At 67.6% G+C, this 19,633-nt stretch carries 16 protein-coding genes; 11 read left to right on the top strand and 5 right to left on the bottom strand.

Translation table 11 applies throughout. The annotated features are described in order from the left end of the window. Window positions 1-129 precede the first annotated feature (129 nt). Together BM228_RS01090 and BM228_RS01085 are read left to right on the top strand one after the other, a co-directional pair. Entirely contained in the window at window positions 130-660 is a 531-nt protein-coding gene (locus BM228_RS01090; protein WP_092036342.1) for a hypothetical protein, read from the top strand. Window positions 661-798: 138 nt separating this feature from the next. Beyond that, the gene (locus BM228_RS01085; RefSeq protein ID WP_092036340.1) at window positions 799-2,253 is read left to right on the top strand and encodes an amino acid permease; all 1,455 of its coding nucleotides are present in this window, start codon (window positions 799-801) and stop codon (window positions 2,251-2,253) included. Here the strand turns inward: BM228_RS01085 and moaB are convergent. Then, on the bottom strand, window positions 2,243-2,800 hold the full coding sequence (moaB, locus tag BM228_RS01080; RefSeq protein WP_092036338.1) for a molybdenum cofactor biosynthesis protein B: 558 nt from the start codon (window positions 2,798-2,800) through the stop codon (window positions 2,243-2,245). The genes BM228_RS01085 and moaB overlap by 11 nt on opposite strands. Window positions 2,801-3,646: 846 nt before the next feature. Between moaB and BM228_RS01075 the strand changes: the two genes are divergently transcribed. The 7 genes from BM228_RS01075 (at window position 3,647) to BM228_RS01045 (ending at window position 8,355) form a co-directional block, all read left to right on the top strand. Then, window positions 3,647-4,558, top strand: a complete 912-nt coding sequence (locus BM228_RS01075; protein ID WP_167367629.1) for an aspartate/glutamate racemase family protein — start codon at window positions 3,647-3,649, stop codon at window positions 4,556-4,558. A 152-nt stretch (window positions 4,559-4,710) separates the two neighbouring features. Beyond that, on the top strand, window positions 4,711-5,358 hold the full coding sequence (maiA, locus tag BM228_RS01070; protein WP_092036334.1) for a maleylacetoacetate isomerase: 648 nt from the start codon (window positions 4,711-4,713) through the stop codon (window positions 5,356-5,358). A gap of 159 nt (window positions 5,359-5,517) precedes the next feature. Continuing rightward, window positions 5,518-6,849 (top strand): NAD(P)/FAD-dependent oxidoreductase, encoded by a 1,332-nt coding sequence (locus BM228_RS01065; protein WP_092036331.1) that lies wholly within the window; start codon window positions 5,518-5,520, stop codon window positions 6,847-6,849. Window positions 6,850-6,993: 144 nt separating this feature from the next. Then, on the top strand, window positions 6,994-7,275 hold the full coding sequence (locus BM228_RS01060) for a type II toxin-antitoxin system RelE/ParE family toxin (protein WP_425284885.1): 282 nt from the start codon (window positions 6,994-6,996) through the stop codon (window positions 7,273-7,275). Window positions 7,276-7,277: 2 nt separating this feature from the next. Further along, window positions 7,278-7,559, top strand: a complete 282-nt coding sequence (locus BM228_RS01055) for an addiction module antidote protein (protein WP_092036329.1) — start codon at window positions 7,278-7,280, stop codon at window positions 7,557-7,559. A gap of 182 nt (window positions 7,560-7,741) precedes the next feature. Continuing rightward, window positions 7,742-8,053 (top strand): EthD family reductase, encoded by a 312-nt coding sequence (locus BM228_RS01050; RefSeq protein WP_092036327.1) that lies wholly within the window; start codon window positions 7,742-7,744, stop codon window positions 8,051-8,053. Next, the gene (locus BM228_RS01045) at window positions 8,050-8,355 is read left to right on the top strand and encodes a hypothetical protein (protein WP_092036326.1); all 306 of its coding nucleotides are present in this window, start codon (window positions 8,050-8,052) and stop codon (window positions 8,353-8,355) included. The genes BM228_RS01050 and BM228_RS01045 overlap by 4 nt, the downstream gene beginning before the upstream one ends. 7 nt (window positions 8,356-8,362) lie before the next feature. Here the strand turns inward: BM228_RS01045 and BM228_RS01040 are convergent, their stop codons facing one another. From BM228_RS01040 to BM228_RS01025, 4 genes are all read right to left on the bottom strand, one after another. Further along, the gene (locus BM228_RS01040; protein ID WP_092036738.1) at window positions 8,363-11,680 is read right to left on the bottom strand and encodes a PAS domain-containing protein; all 3,318 of its coding nucleotides are present in this window, start codon (window positions 11,678-11,680) and stop codon (window positions 8,363-8,365) included. A gap of 80 nt (window positions 11,681-11,760) precedes the next feature. Beyond that, the gene (locus tag BM228_RS01035) at window positions 11,761-13,062 is read right to left on the bottom strand and encodes an O-antigen ligase family protein (protein WP_244536980.1); all 1,302 of its coding nucleotides are present in this window, start codon (window positions 13,060-13,062) and stop codon (window positions 11,761-11,763) included. 97 nt (window positions 13,063-13,159) lie between these two features. Next, the gene (locus BM228_RS01030) at window positions 13,160-13,645 is read right to left on the bottom strand and encodes a hypothetical protein (protein ID WP_092036324.1); all 486 of its coding nucleotides are present in this window, start codon (window positions 13,643-13,645) and stop codon (window positions 13,160-13,162) included. A 165-nt stretch (window positions 13,646-13,810) separates the two neighbouring features. Next, window positions 13,811-14,812: a CobW family GTP-binding protein gene (locus BM228_RS01025; protein WP_092036322.1), complete on the bottom strand. Its 1,002-nt coding sequence runs from the start codon at window positions 14,810-14,812 to the stop codon at window positions 13,811-13,813. Window positions 14,813-15,109: 297 nt separating this feature from the next. On the opposite strand from BM228_RS01025, the gene BM228_RS01020 reads away from it, so the two are divergent. Continuing rightward, window positions 15,110-16,423 (top strand): efflux RND transporter periplasmic adaptor subunit, encoded by a 1,314-nt coding sequence (locus BM228_RS01020; protein ID WP_092036736.1) that lies wholly within the window; start codon window positions 15,110-15,112, stop codon window positions 16,421-16,423. 16 nt (window positions 16,424-16,439) lie between these two features. Next, a complete protein-coding gene (locus BM228_RS01015) occupies window positions 16,440-19,589 on the top strand; it encodes an efflux RND transporter permease subunit (RefSeq protein WP_092036320.1) in 3,150 nt (1,049 codons plus the stop codon). The last annotated feature ends 44 nt before the right edge of the window (window positions 19,590-19,633 follow it).

Below are 19,633 nucleotides of genomic sequence, written 5' to 3'. Positions count from 1 at the left end.
CTGCTCCGCCCCGTGTTTCACGTGGAACATAAAGCGAACACGTGGCCGGCCAACGCCTCAATTTCAGGCAATTGAGGCCAAGCCTGGTCGAGACACCGTGCACCGGTTTACCGCGGCGCAAAATCGGCTATGGGCGCGCTCATGCTCTCCGCGGTGACTTTCCTGGCCGACCCGGCCGATCCGGACGCGATCGATCGCTTGGCCGACACGCTCAGCGTGCTGGTATCCGGCGTCGCCGGCGGTCTCGTCGGCGATGCGGTGATCGTGGCCGGACGGGAGAGCGAGGCGGCGGCGTCCATCGCGGACGCCACCGGTGCTGCGCTGGTCCTCCACGAAGGCGGCAGCCCCTACGCCGCAGGGGCCGCGGCGGCGCGGCGGGATTGGGTGCTGTGCCTAGAGGCCGGGGATGTCCCGGCCGAGGGCTGGATCCGCACCCTCGACCGTTTCATCGGCACCGCTCGGCCGGAGACCGGGCTCGGCCGGCTGCACCGCCCCGCCGCAGGCTTGAGCGACCGTCTCGTCGGCCGGATCGAGGCCCTAATCGGCGCCAAGCGCGCCCGGGCCGGCGACGTGGTGCGGCGGGAGGCGCTGAGGGCCGGCGCGGTGTTCGCGCCGCGCCTCAAGATCCGGCCGCTGATCGCCCGAATCGACCGGCCCTGATCGACAGAATGTCGCAGCGCGACTTGGCGTTATCCGCCGTAGATCCGGGGAAATTCCTGGCGCCGTGGCAGAAAACTTGCTGAATTGAAGGTTACAGGCGCGCGCCGTTCCCATGGCGCCACGAGGAAGGATACGCCGATGGAGTCCTCGGGCCTGATGGGGCGGAAATCCGTCGACGACATCCTGGAGAGCGGCGAGGGCGAGGAGCAGCTCTCGAAATCCCTCGGCGCGCTCTCGATCACCGCCATGGGCGTCGGGGCGATCATCGGGGCCGGCATCTTCGTGCTCACCGGCACGGCGGCGGCGCAATATGCCGGGCCCGGGATCATGCTGTCCTTCGTGCTAGGCGGCATCGCCTGTGCGTTCGTCGGCCTGTGCTATTCCGAGATGGCCGCGCTGATCCCAGTAGCCGGGTCGAGCTACACCTACACCTACGCGACGCTGGGCGAGTTCTTCGCCTGGCTGATCGGCTGGGACCTGATCCTCGAATACGCCATGGGCGCCGCCACCGTGGCGGTGGGCTGGTCGGGCTACGTCACGAGCCTCTTGAAGGACGTCGGCCTCGTGATCCCGGCCCGGTTCGCGCACGCGCCGGGCACCCCGATCGACGGCGGCGGCACTGCGCTGTTCAATCTGCCGGCCGTGGTGATCGTGGCGCTGATCACGATCCTGCTGATCCGCGGCACCCAGGAATCGGCGCGGTTCAACAACATCATGGTGGCGGTGAAGCTCACCGTGGTGGTCGCCTTCATCGCGCTCGGCTGGGGCCATGTCGACACGGCGCATTGGAGCCCGCTGATCCCGCCGAACGAGGGCAGCTTCGGGCAATACGGCTATAGCGGCGTCCTGCGCGGGGCCGGGGTGGTGTTCTTCGCCTTCATCGGCTTCGACGCGGTCTCCACTGCCGCCCAGGAAGCGCGCAAGCCCCAGAAGGATATGCCGATCGGCATCCTCGGCTCGCTCATCGTCTGCACGATCCTGTACGTGCTGGTGGCCGCGGTCCTGACCGGGCTGGTACCCTACAAGGAGTTGAACGTCCCCGACCCGATCGCCAAGGGCGTCGACGTCATCGGCATCGGCTGGTTCGCCCTGCTGATCAAGCTCGGGGCGCTGACCGGGCTGACCACGGTGATCCTGGTGCTGCTCTACGGCCAGAGCCGGATCTTCTACACCATGGCCCAGGACGGGCTGCTGCCGAAGCTGTTCGCGCATGTCCACCCGACCTACCAGACGCCCTATCGCAGCCAGGCGCTGATCGGGGTCGCGGTCGCCCTGGTGGCGGCCCTGGTGCCGATCAACATCTTGGGCGAGATGGTGAGTATCGGGACGCTCGCCGCCTTCATCCTGGTCTGCGGCGCGGTGATCCATCTGCGGCGGACCGACCGGCACATGAAGCGCCCGTTCCGGGTGCCCGCCGTGCCGGTGGTGCCGATCCTCGGCATCCTGTTCTGCCTGTTGCTGATGGCCGGCCTGCCCCTTGATACCTGGCTGCGCCTGGTAATCTGGATGGCGATCGGGCTGGTCGTGTACTTCTTCTACGCCCGCAGGCACTCGGTCCTGCGCCGCAAGGAGGGCAACGCGGTCACGTCGTGATGCTGGCGCCCCGCCGCAGGTGCTCGTCGAGCCGCGGCATGATCTCGACGAAGTTGCAGGGGCGGTGCCGGTAATCGAGTTGCTGGGCCAGGATGCCGTCCCAGGCATCCCGGCACGCCCCGGGCGAGCCCGGGAGCACAAACACGTAGGTCGCCTGCGCCACCCCGGCGGTGGCCCGGGATTGCAGGGTCGAGGTGCCGATCTTGTCGTACGAGATCCGGTGGAACACGGCGGAAAAACCGTCCATCCGCTTCTCGAACAGCGGCTCGAGCGACTCCGGCGTGACATCGCGACCGGTGAAGCCGGTGCCGCCGGTGGTGATCACCACATCGACCGCAGGGTCGCGCAGCCACGCCTCGACCTGCACGCGGATCGCTGGGATCTCGTCCGGCACGATCGCCCGGGCGGCGAGCCGATGGCCGGCTTCGGTGAGCCGCTGGCTGAGCGTATCGCCCGAGCGGTCGTCCTCGATCCGCCGTGTATCGGAGACGGTGAGCACCGCGATTCCCAGCGGGATGAAACGGCGGGCATCGGGCTGATCGGCCATCGTAAGGGCTCTCCGGGACAGATCCTCGATATGTGGGCCGCCGCCCGTCGGTTGTCGCCCCCTTGGGGATGCCACCGAGCCTCGACGCGAGGGAGGGGGGAGAAGCGCTGAACCTGTCGCGGGTCTCACGCGTTCCTCGCAGGTGGCGAAGCAGCGATCCTGCCGGGATCGATAATGCCCACACGCTTGCGTTCCAGCCACTACGGATTAGCGCAATCACAAATCAACTTTTTAGAATAAAACTATTCAGATGCGGCCCGCAAAATATGCTCACGAAAATGTGGCAGACAGGACAAAACAGATAAGTATTTGTATGAAACTTTTGCCAAATCTTAATCCAACTACATCGAAGTCTTATTTATTTCTTTACTCCGGTTCAATTAGCATGCCAAACAGCAAGTAGGTGTTACGGATATAATATTTTATCGCCTGAAACAAATCGACATAAAGTCTTTGACTTTTCTCGGCTTGCGTTCACTGTGCACCGGCCGCGGCGCTGAAAATCGCTACGGCTCGTCGCTGGCTGACACGATAGGCAGTCTCCCGCGCGCCCAAACCGAAGCCGAGACCGCGTCCCGACTTCGAAACGATACCGCGACCGGGAGTTTTGCGCACGAATCGCGCCCAGATCCTCATCCAATCAAGAGAACTATTGAGCCTGGACGGCGACGTTCCAGGCGCGGATCTCGGTCACATTCGCGTCTGATACCTCATTCGCACTCCGGGCATATGCCCAAGGATTCGCCGAGGAATGAGGCATGCACCGCGCATGTTCCAGCGAACGCGCGTGAATTTCGGCTTGGATGTGAAATCATCCGCCACAAGGCTCGACGGGGGGAGCACACGATGACCATCAGACTAAAAAAATTGGGCGTGCTCGGTGGGTTGAGCCGGCGTTCGACGATCGAATGCCACCAGATGATCAATCGTGAGGTCATGAATTTGACCAACACCCGCGCTGCCGCGGACTTGGTGATGTGGAGTTTCGATCCGGATACCATCATCCGCCTTCTGTCGAAAGATACTCGGCCGTTGATCGCCGACCAGATCAAGACGGCTGTCTCGAATCTTCTTCTCGAAGGCGTGGACGGCTTGATGATCACCAGCGATACCCTTCATTGCGCCCTTGAAGACGCGCCAATCTATTTTGGCATCCCCGTGATCCAGCTCCGCGATGCGCTTGCCGAAGAGATCCGGCGCCTGTCCTCGAAGAAGGTCGGCTTTATCGGGACTTCGTCGACGATGAGCGGCTCCTATTACCGGAGTCTCATTCGTGGGTCCGAGGGCGTAGATGTCGTGCTGCCCGACCAGGGGTTATGGGTGAATATCGACTACTCGATCTGCAATCGAATCTACAACGGCGAGAGTACGTTGCTCGGAATCGAGACCTATAGCCGCATCATGTCCGAATTTGAGGCGCAGGGCGTCGATGGGGTCGTCGTGGCCTCGCCGGAGATAGCTCTGGCGTTCAACAAGCCCAATCCGATGCCCGTACTTCATACGGCCAAGATTCATGCCGCGGCGGCCGCGAGATGGTGTGTCGCGGACGAGGCCATCGGGCGGTCCGGCAAGTCCCTGTCCGACGCGGCGCAGCCCACGTTTGCAGCATTCGGCCATGAAGCCGCTGACGACACGGCGAAAATCTCGTTCGCTAGGCCCCGTCCTGACGGTTTTCGCCGCGACTCCAAGCGCACGCGCAAAGCCGCTGCACGATTGGGGTTTGAGGACAGCGGACACCCCGCTCGTAGCCGCGGGTGACCTCGCGCGCGACGTTGACGTCCTCCATCCGAGCGCCGGCCTGCACTCGGCCCGGAGACCTGCCGGCCATCGCGACTTGCCGCGGGCGGCGAAGTGCGGTGTCTTCGCGCGCGTAAATCGTGCCGAAGACACCGCAGGGCGGAACCCCACATATGCACATGTACGGCAACTGGCGCTCGGCCGCCGCCTTCCGGGTCCGGATCGCCCTGAAGCTGAAGGGCATCGCCTACGAGGAGACCTTCATCGACCTCGATGCCGGCGACCAGCACAAGCCGGAATTCCGAAACATCAACCCGCAGGGCGCGGTACCGGCCCTGTTCGACGGCGACGGGCCGCCGCTGACCCAATCCCTGGCGATCCTCGACTACCTGGAGGAGACGCGGGGCGGCGTCCGCCTGCTGCCCGAGGCACCGCGGGCGCGGGCCCGGGCGCGCTCGCTCGCCCAGGTCGTCGCCTGCGACACGCACCCGCTCTACGTGCCGCGGGTGCGCACCTTCCTGATGGAGGAGTACGGTCTGCCCCGGGAGCGGATGCTGGCCTTCCTCCGCAACGCCTTCGAGACTGGGCTGAAGACCCTCGAGACCCGGCTTTCCAACGAGCCGGGGACCGGCCGCTTCTGCCAAGGTGACGCGGTAAGCCACGCCGACCTCTGCCTCGTCAGCCTCTGGGTCGGGACCGGCATTTTCGGCGTCGACACGGCCGCCTACCCGACGGTCGCGCGAATCGCCGAGGCCTGCCTCGCCCTGCCGGAAGTCGCCGAGGCCCATCCCCTGCGCCAGCCCGGCGCGCCCGGCGCCTGAAGCCGGGAACCAGATCTCCGCGTACACCCGTCGCGCCTGCCCCCGATCGCGCGTGCGCTGGTCACGCGTGCGCTCGGCGGGCATATGTGGCAAGCGGGCGTCCGAGGCGTTTAATCCGGGCGGGACGTCAATCCAGGCCTGTGGGAAGAAAGGGTGTCGATGGTCCCCGTCGAGAACGAGTCCGGCCTGCATCGCGTCGTCGTGGTCGGCGGCGGCGCCGCCGGGCTCCAGCTGGTGACGAAGCTCGGCGACAAGCTCGGGCGCGGCAAGCGCGCGCATATCACGTTGGTCGACCGCGCCCGGACGCACATCTGGAAGCCGCTGCTGCACGAGGTCGCGGCCGGCAGCCTCGATATCGGCCACCACGCCGTCGATTACCTGCACCACGCCCACAAGCACGGGTTCCGCTACCGGATCGGCAGCATGACCGGGCTCGACCGGGAGGCGCGCACGATCCGGCTCGCCGCGAGCCACGATCCGGAGGGGCGCGAGGTCACGCCGGAGCGCTCCGTGGCCTACGATACCCTGGTGATGGCGGTTGGCTCGACCACCAACGATTTCGGGACGCCCGGAGTCGCCGAGCACGCCATCGCCCTCGACACCCAGGACCAGGCGGTCCGCTTCCACCAGCGCCTCGTCAACGCATCCCTGCGGGCTCACACCCAGGCCGGACCGGTCCGTCCCGGCCAGCTCCACGTCACGGTGATCGGCGCCGGCGCCACCGGCACCGAACTCGCCGCCGAGTTGCACCGGACCTTCCGCCACGTGGTCTCCACCGGCCTCGACCGGATCGACCCGAGCAAGGACATCCGCATCACCCTGGTCGAGGCCGCCGACCGGATCCTACCCGCGGTGCCCCAGCGCCTCTCCGTCGAGGTGATGCAGCTGCTGCACAAGATCGGGGTGGATGTGCGCGTACAGGCGCGGGTGACCGAGGTGCGGGCCGACGGCGTTCAGCTCGCCGACGGCACCTTCATTCCCTCGGAGCTGGTGGTCTGGGCGGCCGGCGTGAAGGCGCCGCCCTTCCTGCAGGGCATCGGCGGCCTGGAGACCACCCGGACCAACCAGCTCGTGGTCACACCGACCCTGCAGACCACCCGCGACCCGGACATCTTCGCGATGGGCGATTGCGCCTACCTCGTCGAAGCCGGCTCGGACAGGCCGGTGCCGCCCCGGGCCCAGGCCGCCCATCAGCAGGCCAGCCACCTGATCGGCCAGATCCAGGCAAAGATCGACGGCAAGCCCCTCAAGCCGTTCAAATACAAGGATTTCGGCTCGCTGGTGTCGCTCGGCGAATACTCGACGGTTGGCAGCCTCATGGGCTTCGTCCGGGGCAAGAACATGCTCATTGCCGGGCTGTTCGCCCGGATGATGTACCGCTCGCTCTACAAGATGCACGAGCGCGCGCTCCATGGCAGCGTCAAGACGGCGCTCGACGCCCTAGCCCGGGCGCTCACCCGCCAGACCGAGTCGCGGGTGAAGCTGCATTGAAGTTTCCTGCACCCAGGTGGCCGCGGCAGGGAGAGTGAACGGACGTTGAAGTCGAGCAGGTCGGGAACAGGATCCTGTGCGGCGAGATGTGAACTATAGTTGACATCTCGCCGGTGGGTGTGTACGGAATTTCACATATTCCAAGTGCTTCGCACCGGCGAATTCCTCGCTTGGCTGAGGGCCTTGCGAGATGTCCAGGCGCGGGCGCGGATCACCAAGCGGATCGACCGTATCGCACAGGGTAACCTTGGCGATGCAAAGTTTATCGGCGATGGTGTGAGCGAATTACGGTTCTCTCTCGGGCCTGGATACAGGGTTTATTACACCCTGCGCGACGATGTCGTCGTGATCCTGCTGTGCGGCGGCGACAAGGGCTCACAGGCGCGGGACATCGAACGGGCCAAGGCCATGGCGCGGGAGGTTTGACGATGGCACTCGAAACCAAGCCTTGGGATGCGGCCGAGGTGCTAAAAACCCCGGCCGACATCGCAGCCTATCTCGATGCCTATCTTGAGGACGGTACGCCGGAGGAATTGCTGGGTGCATTGAACACCATAGCCCGCTCGCACGGCATGGCGGCCCTTGCCCGCGAGACGGGGATCAGCCGCGAGGCGCTGTACAAAGCCTTCAGCGACACCGGCAATCCGACGCTGGACACCTTGTTGCGTGTCCTGAAAGCCTTCGGTGTGCGCCTCGCCGTGGCGGCGTGATCGACCCCTGAACAAGCAGAGGGGTCCCGCTATCCGGCAGGTCGTCACGCCCGACACGTTCGTCCACGTCGAAGCTCTTGTGCTCACTGTTTTTCCGAAAGCCGGCAACCACCTTTCGGGATGATACTAGGATTCCACCGGCACCCCGGACACTCGGGGGCCGCAACAGGGAGGATGACGGCATGATCCTGGTCAGTGTGATGTATCCGACCGGACCGAGTTTCGACATGGGCTACTATCTCGGGCACCACATGCCGCTGGTGCGCGAGCGCTGGTCGGCTCTGGGCCTCCATGAAGCGAAAGTGGTCAAGGGCGTCGGCACCCCGGATGGCGGCGCGGCCCCGTTCCAGGTGATGGCGCTGCTGACCTTCGAATCGATCGACGCGTTCAAGAAGGCCGTCGCGGCCCACGGCGAGGAAATCTTCGCCGACATCCCGAACTTCACCACGGCGCAGGCCCAGGTGCAGATCAACGACTTCGCGGAGAGCCCGTGATCGACATCGTCAAGGCGGTCCAGCAGGCCGATCCGAGCCTCGGCACCTACGTGGTCGTGCTGCGCGCCGATGCCCGGGCCCTCGATGGGCCCGAGCGGTTCACCCCAGAGGCGCAAGCCTGGATCGAGGCGAACGCCCCCGGCGGTCGCCTCGCCCGGGTGAGGGTCCTGCTCGCGCCCTTTCCGGGGGCGATGCCGGCCGAGCGCGACGTGACCGTGGCGGCCTTCGCGGATGCCCGCCAGCTCGCCGCCTTCGCCACGATCTGGACTGGCGATCCGCTGCCGGAAGCGGAGGAGCCGTAGGGCCGGTTCAGGCCGCCCGCAGCTGGCGGATCGCCCGCAACGTCGTCGCCCGCTGCACCTCCAGGCGACGGATCAGCGGCACGAGGTCGGCGCCCGCATGGGCGGCGGCCTCGACCTCGCGGCACAGGCTCGACAGGCCGACGAAGCCCAGGAGCCCGGCGGCCGCCACCATGGCATGGGCGTCGTGGGCGATCTGGAGGCGGTCGGTCTCGCTCGGCCGGAACCGCTCGGACAGCTCGTTGGCCAGGAGATCAAGCAGCGCGCCGACCTGGTCGATGCCGAAACTCGCCTCCATGTCGGTGAGCACCGCTGCGTCGAGCACCGCGGGATCGACCGGCGCGGTGCGCAGCGGCGCCTCCGGGCGCACCGGCCGACGGGCGCCGGGGGCGGTCCAGCGGCTGATCGTGGCGAACAGGTCGGCCCGGCGGAACGGCTTGCCGACATGGTCGTCCATCCCGGCCTCGCGCAATTCGGCGACCTGCGCCGGCAGGACGTTGGCTGTCATCGCCACGATCGGGACGTCGCAGGCCGGCGGTGCGAGGGCGCGGATCCGGCGGGTTGCGGTGAGCCCGTCGACGCCGGGCATCTGCACGTCCATCAGCACGAGGTCGTAGGGGCGCCCCTCGGCCATCGACAGGCCCACGGCCGCGATCGCCTCGCCGCCGTCGCTTGCCACCTCGACGGTGTAGCCCTGCGATTCGAGTACGGCGCAGGCGAGCTCCTGGTTGAGCGGCACGTCCTCGACCAGGAGCAAGCGCAGCGACGGCCCGGCCGGGGGCGTCCGGGATGCCTTGGGCGGAGGAGGCCGCGAGGCCTCGAAGCGCAGCGCGTCGACGGAATCGGTGCCGCGCGGCAAGACCAGGCGGAACCAGAAGGTCGAGCCCTCCCCCTCGCGGCTCTCCAGGCCGATCTCGCCGCCCATGAGCGTGACGAGGTGCCGGGAGATCGCCAGCCCGAGCCCAGTGCCGCCGAAGCGCCGGCTGATCGAACCGTCGACCTGGCTGAAGCGCTTGAACAGGCGCTCCTGCTGCGCCGGCGCGATGCCGATGCCGGTGTCGGTCACCGCGAAGCGGATCGCGTCGCCGGGGCCGCCACCGGGGGCGATCCCCTCACCCTCCCGCTGCACCGTGACGGTGACGGAGCCCTCGGGGGTGAACTTTACGGCGTTGTTGAGCAGGTTGAGCAGCACCTGCCGCAGGCGGCCCGGATCGCCGATCACGACGCCCGGGAGCGCCGGGTCGATCTGCGCCTCGATCCGCAGGCCGCTCCGGAGCGCGCTGCCCCGGACGATCGAGACCGTGCTGTCCACGATCGCGGCCAGCGGGAAGCCGACCGGGTCGAGGGTCAACTCGCCGGCCTCGATCTTCGAGAAGTCGAGGATGTCGTTGACGACGGTGAGGAGCGCCGCCCCCGAGCTGTGGATCAGCTCCAGGCGGCGCCGGTCCTCGTCCCGGATGGCGCTCTCGTCGAGGAGCAGGTCGGCGTAGCCCAGGATACCGTTGAGCGGCGTGCGGATCTCGTGGCTCATCGCGGCCAGGAACTCGCTCTTGGCCGCGCTCGCCCGCTCGGCTTCCGCCCGCGCCGCCTCCGCGTCCCGGGTCGCGTCCCGCAGGGCCGCCTCGGCGGCCTTGCGGTCGGTGATGTCGAGATGGAGCCCGACCATGCGCTGCGGCTGGCCCTCGGGGCCGAACTGCGTGCGCCCGCGGGTGTAGATCCAGCGCTCGCCGACGCGGAACTCGGCGACGAAGGCGCAGGAGGTCTCCACCGCGCGCCGGATCTCGTTCCAGACGTCGCCGGCATCCTCCGGATGCAGGAGCGCCGTCCAGGCGGCTGCCGCCATCGTGTGCGCCTGGCCGGTATCGGGCAGGCCGTGCATCCGGGCGCTCTCGAGGCTCAGGGTGGCGAGCCCCGTGCGCATGTCCCAATCCCAGGTGCCGGCGTCGGCCGCGTCGAGGGCGATGCCTAAGAGCCCGCGCGCCTCCTCGACGGCGAGCCGCGCCGTGACGATGTCGTCGACGTCGAGCGCGGTGCCGAGCCACTCCACCACGGTGCCGTCGTCCGGGTCGAGGTAGATCGGGATCAGCGAGAGTTTGTGCCACCGGTAGGCGCCGTCATGGCGCCGGATCCGCCATTGGCCGTTGTAGCCGATCCCGGTCTCGATCGCCTCGCGCCAAGCCGCCTCCATGGCGGCGGCATCCTCCGGGTGGTTGCGGGCGAGGCGCTCGGCTCGGTCCAGCCCGATCGGCCCGTAATAGGCGTGGAACTGCGCGTTGGCGTAGGTCGCCTGCCCGTCGCCGACCCGCATGGTCCAGATCAGCAGCGGCAGGGTCTCGGCGAGGCCGCGGTAGCGCAGCTCGCTGCGGCGGACTTCGTCCTCGGCGCGCCGCCGCACGGTCACGTCGATGAGCACGCCGATGAGACCGGTCACCGGGCCCGCGCCCCGGCACACGCCGCGCACGACCACGTCGCGGATCTCGCCGTCCGGCCGCAGCAGGCGCGCCTCGAAATCGAAGCTCCCGCCGCGGGCGATGGCGTCCGTGACGATCCCCTCCAGCCGCTCCCGGTCGTCGGGGTGATAGATCTGCGCGAAGTCGGAGAGTGCCGGCGCCGGCTCCCGGGGATCGCGGCCGGCGATCTCGTAGAGGCTCTCCGACCAGATCGGCTGCCCGTCGGCGAAATCCACCCGCCAGTTGCCGACGCTGGCGAGCTGCTCGGCCATGGTGAGCTGGTGGTTCGCCGCCGCCTGGGCCTCGGACCGCGCGTTGATCTCGCGATGCTGCTCCCGGATCAGGGCTTCGCGGATCGCGGCCTGGGCGATCTCGTGGCTGCGCTTGGCATTGGCTTCCGTCAGCCGCAGATGGGCGATCACGATCTCGGCGAGGTCGCGGAACGCGTCCTTGTCCGCTTCCGAGAGCCCGGCGCGGGGCTCCGGGTCGATCAGGCAGAACGTGCCGATCCGGATCCCAGGCGCCAGGCTTAAGGGGATGCCGGCGTAGAACCGGAACCCGTTCGGGGCGGCGACGCCGGGCAGGTCGCGGAAGCGCGGATCGGCCCGCGTGTCGGGCACCATCAGCATGGCGTCGCTGCGGATCGTGTGCTCGCACAGGCCGAGTTCCCGCGGGCTCGTCGTCGGCACGTCGAGGCAGGGGGTCTTCAACCAGAGCTGGGTGTCGTCGATGAAGCCCACGAAGGCGCTGCGCACGCCGAACAGACGCCGGGCGGTGCGGCACACGGCGTCGAAATGCGGCTCGGTCGGCGTGCCGACGATGCCGAGGGCATCGAGGGCCGCAAGCCGCGCCGCTTCATCGTTCGCAAGTGCTCTCACCAACCGTCTCCGGGAGCGGATCTGCCATTCGGCGATCGCCTGCGTCCTGGCAGGAGCGATGACCCGGCCGCGACCGCGTTTCAAGCGGACCTGGCGCCGCGCGCGATCACGTTGGCATCACGCGGGCTGCCGATGTCTCGGACCCGGGGGATGCGCAGCCGAGCCGCCTCCAGCGCCCAGACCATGCCGAGCATCATGTAGACGTGGCGCCACTTCTCGATGTCGATCTGGAACGCCTGCAGGAAGAACATCAGGAGCGCCGGCCAGACGATCTGGGCATGCGCCCGGACCGGCGAGGGCCGCACCAGCAGGCGGAATCCGACGAAGCTCGTGGCCAGCACGAGGCCGATGAACACCACGCCGCCGAGCCAGCCGCCATTGGCGAACGAGCCGATATAGGAATTGTGCGGCTCCAGCCCGAAGACGAGGCGCCAGTGCATCGGCCCCATGCCGAACGGGCGCTCCAGCAGCATCGCCAGGCCCCGGACTTGGTTGCCGAAGCGGCCGGTCTCGCCCTGATCGTAATCCTGGGCCAGCGCCGCCCGGGTCTCGAACATCTTGTGCACGTGCTCGACCGACAGGAGGCCGATCACCGCGATCGTCCCGAGCACGACGGTCGCCAGCGTCAGCAGCACGATCCGGCGGCGTAGGCGGATCGAGCCGCTGCCGGCATAGACCGAGCCGACCATCAGCAGGACGGCGACGACGCTGCCGCCCCAGGACCCGCGCGAGAACGACAGGAAGATGCCGGCCATGATGATCAGCAGGCCGGCCAGCGACACCAGCGGGCGCCGGGTCGAGCCGGTGAGCAGCCCGTGCATCAGGTAGAGGGCGCCCAGCGTGAGGAACGAGCCGAACACGTTCGGGTCCTGGAAGGTCCCCGAGGCCCGGTCGTACTTGTAGAACAGGTCCTCGATCCCGAGCCATTGCAGGTAGCCGACGATGCCGAGTGCCGCCGAGAACACGCAGCTCACCGTGTAGGCCTTCAGGGCCAGTTCCATCCGGGCCTGTGTGTCCTCCGCGAAGAACATCGCGAAGAACAGGCAGGTGACCACGAGGTAGATCAGCTGGATCGTCCAGGTGACCGGAAACTCCTCGTTCAGGTACGGGAACAGGGCGATGACGATCGCCCCCAGGTAGAGCAGCAGCAGCGCCAGCAGCGGCACCGCCCCCCGGTGCAGGCGCACGCCGAGGCAGAGCCACAGCAGGATCGTCGGGATCGCCACCGCGTCGTAGGGCGAGGTTTCCGAGAACGCGAAGCAGGCGAAGAAGATGAAGGCCGCAAACAGCGCCTTGGCCAGCCCGTGGACGACCGCGATGAGCGGCAGCCCGGAGGCGAAGCCTGCCGGGACCGGGACTCCGGGCGCTGCGATGTGAGCCATGGATACGCGGACTCCGCGGGCCGGTTACGCAGGCCCGCATCGGAGTCCATGACATCCAATGGTTGAGAATCGGCTTCGCGGCTGACCGGGCTCGTCGTCAGCCCTTCAGCCGCTTGTTGCAGACCGAGTAGTAGCCGCCGCCCTTCTGGATCCATTTCGCATCGCCCAACGTCCCGGCGGACTTGGCCGCGTTGTAGCTGTCCAGGCAGGTGTGCATCCGGGCCTTGCCGGCGGATTCGCTCGCGTATTTCGGATCGACGGCGGACGGGTATGCGACGGTGCCGGCGGCCGGTGCGGCGGCGGGAGGCCTTGCCGCCGGGGCGGCCGGCGCGGGAGCCGGAGCGGCGGTCTTGGTCGCGCCCGGCGCCACCGGGTTCGGAACCGTATTGGCCGTCGTGCCGGACGCGTCGACACCGCATTCTGCCTTGCGGAAGTCGTTCCACGTCCGGCCGTTGAGCGTCCCGGCCTGCTTGGCCGCCTGATACTTGGTCGAGCAATCCTTGGCGGACAGGGCCGCCGCCGGCGTGGCGAGCGCTCCGGCGCCGCAAGCGAATACGGCGGCGGTGAGAAGCAGACGTACCATAGCGAATAGCCCTCGGGTCGGTATCGAGTTGATCCGATACGCTATCTCAGGGGTAATCGCTCCGGTAGCTGGTCAATATATAGGCGTTGACAGGCGCCGTTTGGCGCCTCCGGCAACCCGAGGCTGCCGACGGCGGATGTTCGGGCCGACCAGGACGGCCCTCCGTCAGACCCGGCAGGCCTCGAATCCCTCGCGGATCGCCACCGGGTCGAGGTTGCGGCCGATGAACACCACCCGGGACACCCGGGGCTCGTCCGGCCGCCAATCCCCCTGGACGTCACCATCGAGGATCATGTGCACGCCCTGGAAGACGAAGCGCTTCGGCTCGTTCGGGAAGGCGACGATGCCCTTGCAGCGCAGGATGTCGGGCCCTTGGACCTGGGTCAGGTTCGAGATCCAGGGCATGAATTTCTCCGGGTCGACCTCACCGCCGATCCGGGCCGAGACCGACTGGATCTCGGAATCGTGATGGTGGTGGTGACCCTCCTCCAGGAATTCGGGCTCCACCTCCAGGATGCGGTCAAGGTCGAAGGCGTTGCGCTCCAGCACGGCCTCGATCGGCACGGCGCAGTTCTGAGTGCGGTGGAGCGTGGCCAGCGGGTTGATGCCGCGGATCTCCGCCTCGACCCGGTCGAGGTCTTCCGGCGAGACGAGGTCGCTCTTGTTGAGCAGGATCACGTCCGCAAAGGCGATCTGGTTCTTGGCCTCGGGCGCGTCCTTCAGCCGATCGGAGAGCCACTTGGCGTCGGCTACGGTCACCACCGCGTCGAGGCGGGCGGCGTCGCCCACATCCTGGTCGACGAAGAAGGTCTGGGCGACCGGGGCCGGGTCGGCCAGCCCGGTGGTCTCGACGATGATCGCGTCGAACTTGCCCCGGCGCTTCACCAGCCCGTCCATGATCCGGATCAGGTCGCCGCGAACCGTGCAGCAGACGCAGCCGTTGTTCATCTCGAACACTTCCTCGTCCGCGCCGACGACGAGGTCGTTGTCGATGCCGATCTCGCCGAACTCGTTGACGATCACGGCGTAGCGCTTGCCGTGGTTCTCCGTGAGGATCCGGTTGAGCAGCGTGGTCTTGCCGGCGCCGAGATAGCCGGTGAGCACGGTCACCGGGATCTTGCCGGCGCTCGAACCTGAGGGGGCGGAAGCAGAACTCATGTCGGTCATGGCGGATTCTTCGATCGGATCTGCGGGATGGGTTAGGGCTGCTGGCCCGCGGTCGTTGTCATATTGTAACAAATCCCGTCGAAGGAAGGCACAGCCACACGGTTTCGCGACCAGGGCCTCCCAATCGATTGCGGATCAGTCGAGCTTTGCTCTAGGCACGCGATGTCCCCCGATTCGTCTCGGGGCGGCTGCCTTAGAAAAGCGCCACCGATCGCATTGAAGCGAGCGGAGTTCTTGCGCGAATCGTCCCTCGTCCGCCATCCCGGTTCCTTCGCCCGGTCCCAAAAGATCTTTCGCATGGACGCCCGCAATCCGCTGGAACAGGATGAGGCCCGCGCCGGGTCGGCGCGGGGGCGCCGCGTGCCGTGGCTGCTGATCGTGCTCGTGCTGCTCGTGGCCGCGGGTGGCGTAGCGCTCGCGGTCTCGGACCGTGCCCGCGAAGCCGCCTCCGGCGTGGTCGCCTCGCTGTTCGGATCGGGCAATCCCGATGCGGGGATCGAGGTCGAGAAGGCCGGCGCGGTCGAGCGCGTCTTTCGCCCGACCAAGGAGCAGCGTGCCGCCTTCGAGATCCTGCCGGTGGCGACCCAGGTGTTCCGGCCGGAGGGCGCCGCCGAGGGGCGGATCGCGCTTAACGACGACGACAACGTGCCGGTGGTCTCGCCCTATGCGGGCCGGGTGACCAAGGTGCTGGCCCGGGCGGGCGACGACGTGAAAGCCGGCGACGTGCTGCTGACGCTGGAGGCCACCGACATGGTCCAGGCGCAGAACGACTACCAGGCGGCCCTGAACAATCTCCAGAAGCAGCAGGCCCTGCTGAAGCTCGACCAGACCATCGCGGCGCGCCAGCAGGAGTTGTTCCAGGCCCACGCCGTGGCGCTGAAGGATTACCAGTCGGCGCAGAACGACGTGATCGCCGCCCAGAGCGACCTGAAGACCGCCGAAGCCGCCCTCGACGCGGTGAAGAACCGCCTGCGGCTGCTGGGCAAATCCGACGCCGAGATCGCCGCCTACGAGAAGAACGGCCGCCTCAGCCCGGAGACCCAGATCCGGGCACCGATCGCCGGCACGATCGTCCAGCGCAAGGTCGGCACCGGGCAGTTCCTCTCGGCTTCCAGCGATCCGGTCTTCGTGATCGGCGACCTGTCCACGGTCTGGCTCGTCGCCAACGTCCGCGAGAGCGAGATCCCGAAGATCCGTATCGGCCAGGAGGTCGAGGCGAAGGTGGCGGGCTTCGGCGCGCGGGTGTTCAAGGCCCGGGTGAACTACATGGCCGCGAGCCTCGACCCGGCCACACGCCGGCTCGCGGTGCGCAGCGAGGTCGACAACCCGGACCGGGTGCTGCGCCCGGAGATGTTTGCCACCTACACGATCATCACCGGCAAGGGCGAGCCCAGCCCGAGCGTGCCTCTGGCCGCGATCGTGTACGAGGGCGACCGCACCCATGTCTGGGTCGCCCGCCAGGACGGCGCCGTGGAGGCGCGGGACATCAAGCTCGGCGTCATCAACGGCGACAACGCCCAGGTCGTCGAGGGCCTGCAGGCGGGCGATCAGATCGTGACCCGGGGAGCCCTGTTCATCGACCGGGCGGCCACCGGCGACAAGGCGTCCTGAGCGGGAATCCCGGGCGATGAACAGCCTGATCGTCTTCTCGCTGCGCCAGCGCGTGCTGGTGGTGCTGTTGTTCGTGGTGATGCTCGGCATCGGCTACGGCGCGTACACGCAACTCAACATCGAGGCCTATCCCGACCCGGTGCCACCGCTGGTCGACGTGATCACCCAGAATCCGGGACAGTCCGCCGACGAGATCGAGCGCTACATCACCATTCCGCTGGAGGTGGCGCTCGCCGGCATCCCCAACGCGCAGGTTGTGCGGACGATCTCGCTGTTCGGCCTGTCCGACGTGAAGGTCCAGTTCAACTACGAGTACACGTACGAACAGGCGTTGCAGCGGGTGCTCAACCGCCTGTCGCAGGCCCCGAGCCTGCCCAACGGCGCCACCCCGCAGATCTCGCCGACGAGCCCGGTGGGCGAGATCATGCGCTACAAGCTGGTCGGCCCGGCGGGCTACTCGCCCATGGACATGAAGACCCTGCAGGACTGGGTGCTCCAGCGCCGGTTCAAGGCGATCCCGGGGGTCACCGACGTGACCGCCTTCGGCGGCAAGGCCAAGGAATACGAGGTCGCGGTCGACCTGAACCGCCTGCAGGCCCAGGGCCTGACCCTGGTCCAGCTCACCACCGCGCTGAACAACGCCTCGATCAATGTCGGCGGCCAGACCCTGAATGTCGGCCAGCAATCCGCGGTGGTGCGCGGCATCGGCCTGATCCGCGACATGGACGACATCCGGGACACGATGATCAGCCTCGTCAACGGCACGCCTGTGCTGGTGCGGGACGTGGCGGAGGTGCGGGTGTCGAACGCACCGCGTCTCGGCATCGTCGGCCACGACGACCAGCCCGACGTGGTCGAGGGCATCGTGCTCATGAGCCGCGGCGGCCAGAGCCTGCCGACCCTGGAGCGCGTCGAGGCCGAGATCGACAAGATCAACAACTCGACGATCCTGCCTCCCGACGTGAAGATCGAGCGGATCTACGACCGCTCGGGCCTGATCCACACCACGACCCACACGGTGATGCACAACCTCGTGTTCGGGGTAGTGCTGGTGTTCATCGTGCAGTGGCTGTTCCTCGGCTCGCTCACCAGCGCGATCATCGTGGCGGCCACGATCCCGTTCGCCCTCGGCTTCGCGATCCTGATCTTGGTGGTGCGGGGCGATTCAGCCAACCTTCTGTCGCTCGGCGCCATCGATTTCGGCCTGATCGTCGATGCCACGGTGATCATGGTCGAGAACGTGTTCCGGCACCTCGCCGAACCCGAGCATACCGAGGGTCAGCAGGCACCCGGGGGGCTCGAAGGTCGGCTCGGCACCATCGCCATCGCGGGCGTCGAGGTGAACCGGGCGATCTTCTTCTCGGCCATCATCATCATCCTGGGCTTCCTGCCGCTCTTCACGATGAGCGGCGTCGAGGGCCACATCTTCGGGCCGATGGCCAAGACCTACGCCTACGCGCTGGTCGGCGGCCTGCTCGCGACCTTCACGGTCTCGCCGGCCCTGTCGGCGCTGATCCTGCCCCGGAAGCTGGAGGAGCGCGACACCCTGATCGTGCGGGTCCTGCGCGCCGGACACGAGCGCATCCTGGCCTTCGGCCTGAAGAACCGGGTTCTGGCGCTCTCGGTGATGCTGGCGGTGCTGCTGGTCTCCGGGCTGGCGGCCCGGAACCTCGGCCTCGAATTCCTGCCGCGCCTCGAAGAGGGCAACCTCTACGTGCGCGGCACCATGCCGTCCTCGATCTCGCTTGAGGCCGGCAACGCCTACGTCCAGCGCCTGCGCAAGATCTTCCAGGAGGTCCCGGAGGTCGTCACGGTGATCTCGCACCAGGGCCGGCCCAACGACGGCACCGACGCCACCGGGTTCTTCAACGTCGAGATCCTGGCGCCCTTGAAGCCCATCGACCAGTGGCGCCGGGGGCTCGACAAGGACACCCTGATCCGCGACCTGAGCAAGAAGCTGGAGGGCGAGTTCCCGGGGATCGAGTTCAACTTCTCGCAATATATCGAGGACAACGTCCAGGAGGCTGCTTCGGGCGTGAAGGGCGAGAACTCGGTCAAGATCTACGGCAGCGACCTCGCTCAGCTCACCAAGACCGCCAACGCGGTCAAGGCGACGCTCGCGACGGTGCCCGGCATCACCGACCTGGCGGTGTTCGAATCCCTCGGCCAGCCGACCGTGCGGATCGACGTCGACCGCCACAAGGCCGCCCGCTACGGCCTGTCCATCGGCGACGTGAACACCACGATCCAGGCGGCGATCGGCGGCCAGACCGCGGGCGACCTCTACGAATACGGCTCCGACCGGCACTTCTCCATGCGGGTGCGGCTCGCCAAGGAATACCGCTCGTCGCTCGCCGGCATCCGCAACATCGCGGTGGGCGCCCAGAACCCCAATGGCGGCGTGATCCAGGTGCCGCTCTCCGAGATCGCGGACGTGGACCTCGTCTCGGGCGCCTCGTTCATCTACCGCGAGGACCAGGAGCGCTACATCCCGGTCAAGTTCTCGGTGCGCGGGCGCGACCTCGGCAGCGCCGTGATCGAGGCGCAGCGCAAGGTCGCCGAGGCGGTGGACCTGCCGCCGGGCTACCGGATGGAGTGGGTCGGGCAGTTCACCAACCTCAAGGAGGCCGCAGCCCGGCTCAGCCTGGTCGTGCCGGTCACCCTGCTGTTGATCGCACTCCTGCTGTTCATCAACTTCTCGTCGGTGGCGGACATGCTGCTGACGCTCTCGGTGATCCCGATGGCGATGATCGGCGGCATCTTCGCCCTGGCGTTCACCGGCACGCCGTTCTCGATCTCGGCGGCGATCGGCTTCATCGCCCTGTTCGGCATCTCGACCATGGAGGGCGTGATCCTGCTCGCCTACTACAACCAGCTCCTCGACGAGGGCTGGCAGCGCCAGGAAGCGGTGTGGAACGCCGCGATCGTGCGGATGCGCCCGGTGATGATGACCTGCGTGGCCGCCTGCGTTGGCCTGCTGCCGGCGGCGGTGTCCACGGGCATCGGCTCGCAGGTGCAGAAGCCGCTGGCCCTGGTGGTGGTGGGCGGCATCATCCTGGCTCCGAACCTGATCCTGGTGGTGGTGCCGGTGCTGATCTCGCTGTTCTCGCGGCGCCGCCCGAACCCAAATGCGCGGGCGCGGACGGAGCATCGGGCCGCGGCATGAGCCGGATCTGGGCGGCGCGAGCCGGGGGGCGACACGTGACCGGA

Source organism: Methylobacterium pseudosasicola (genome assembly GCF_900114535.1).
Lineage (GTDB): Bacteria > Pseudomonadota > Alphaproteobacteria > Rhizobiales > Beijerinckiaceae > Methylobacterium > Methylobacterium pseudosasicola.
This window is presented reverse-complemented; position numbering and strand designations above follow the sequence as displayed.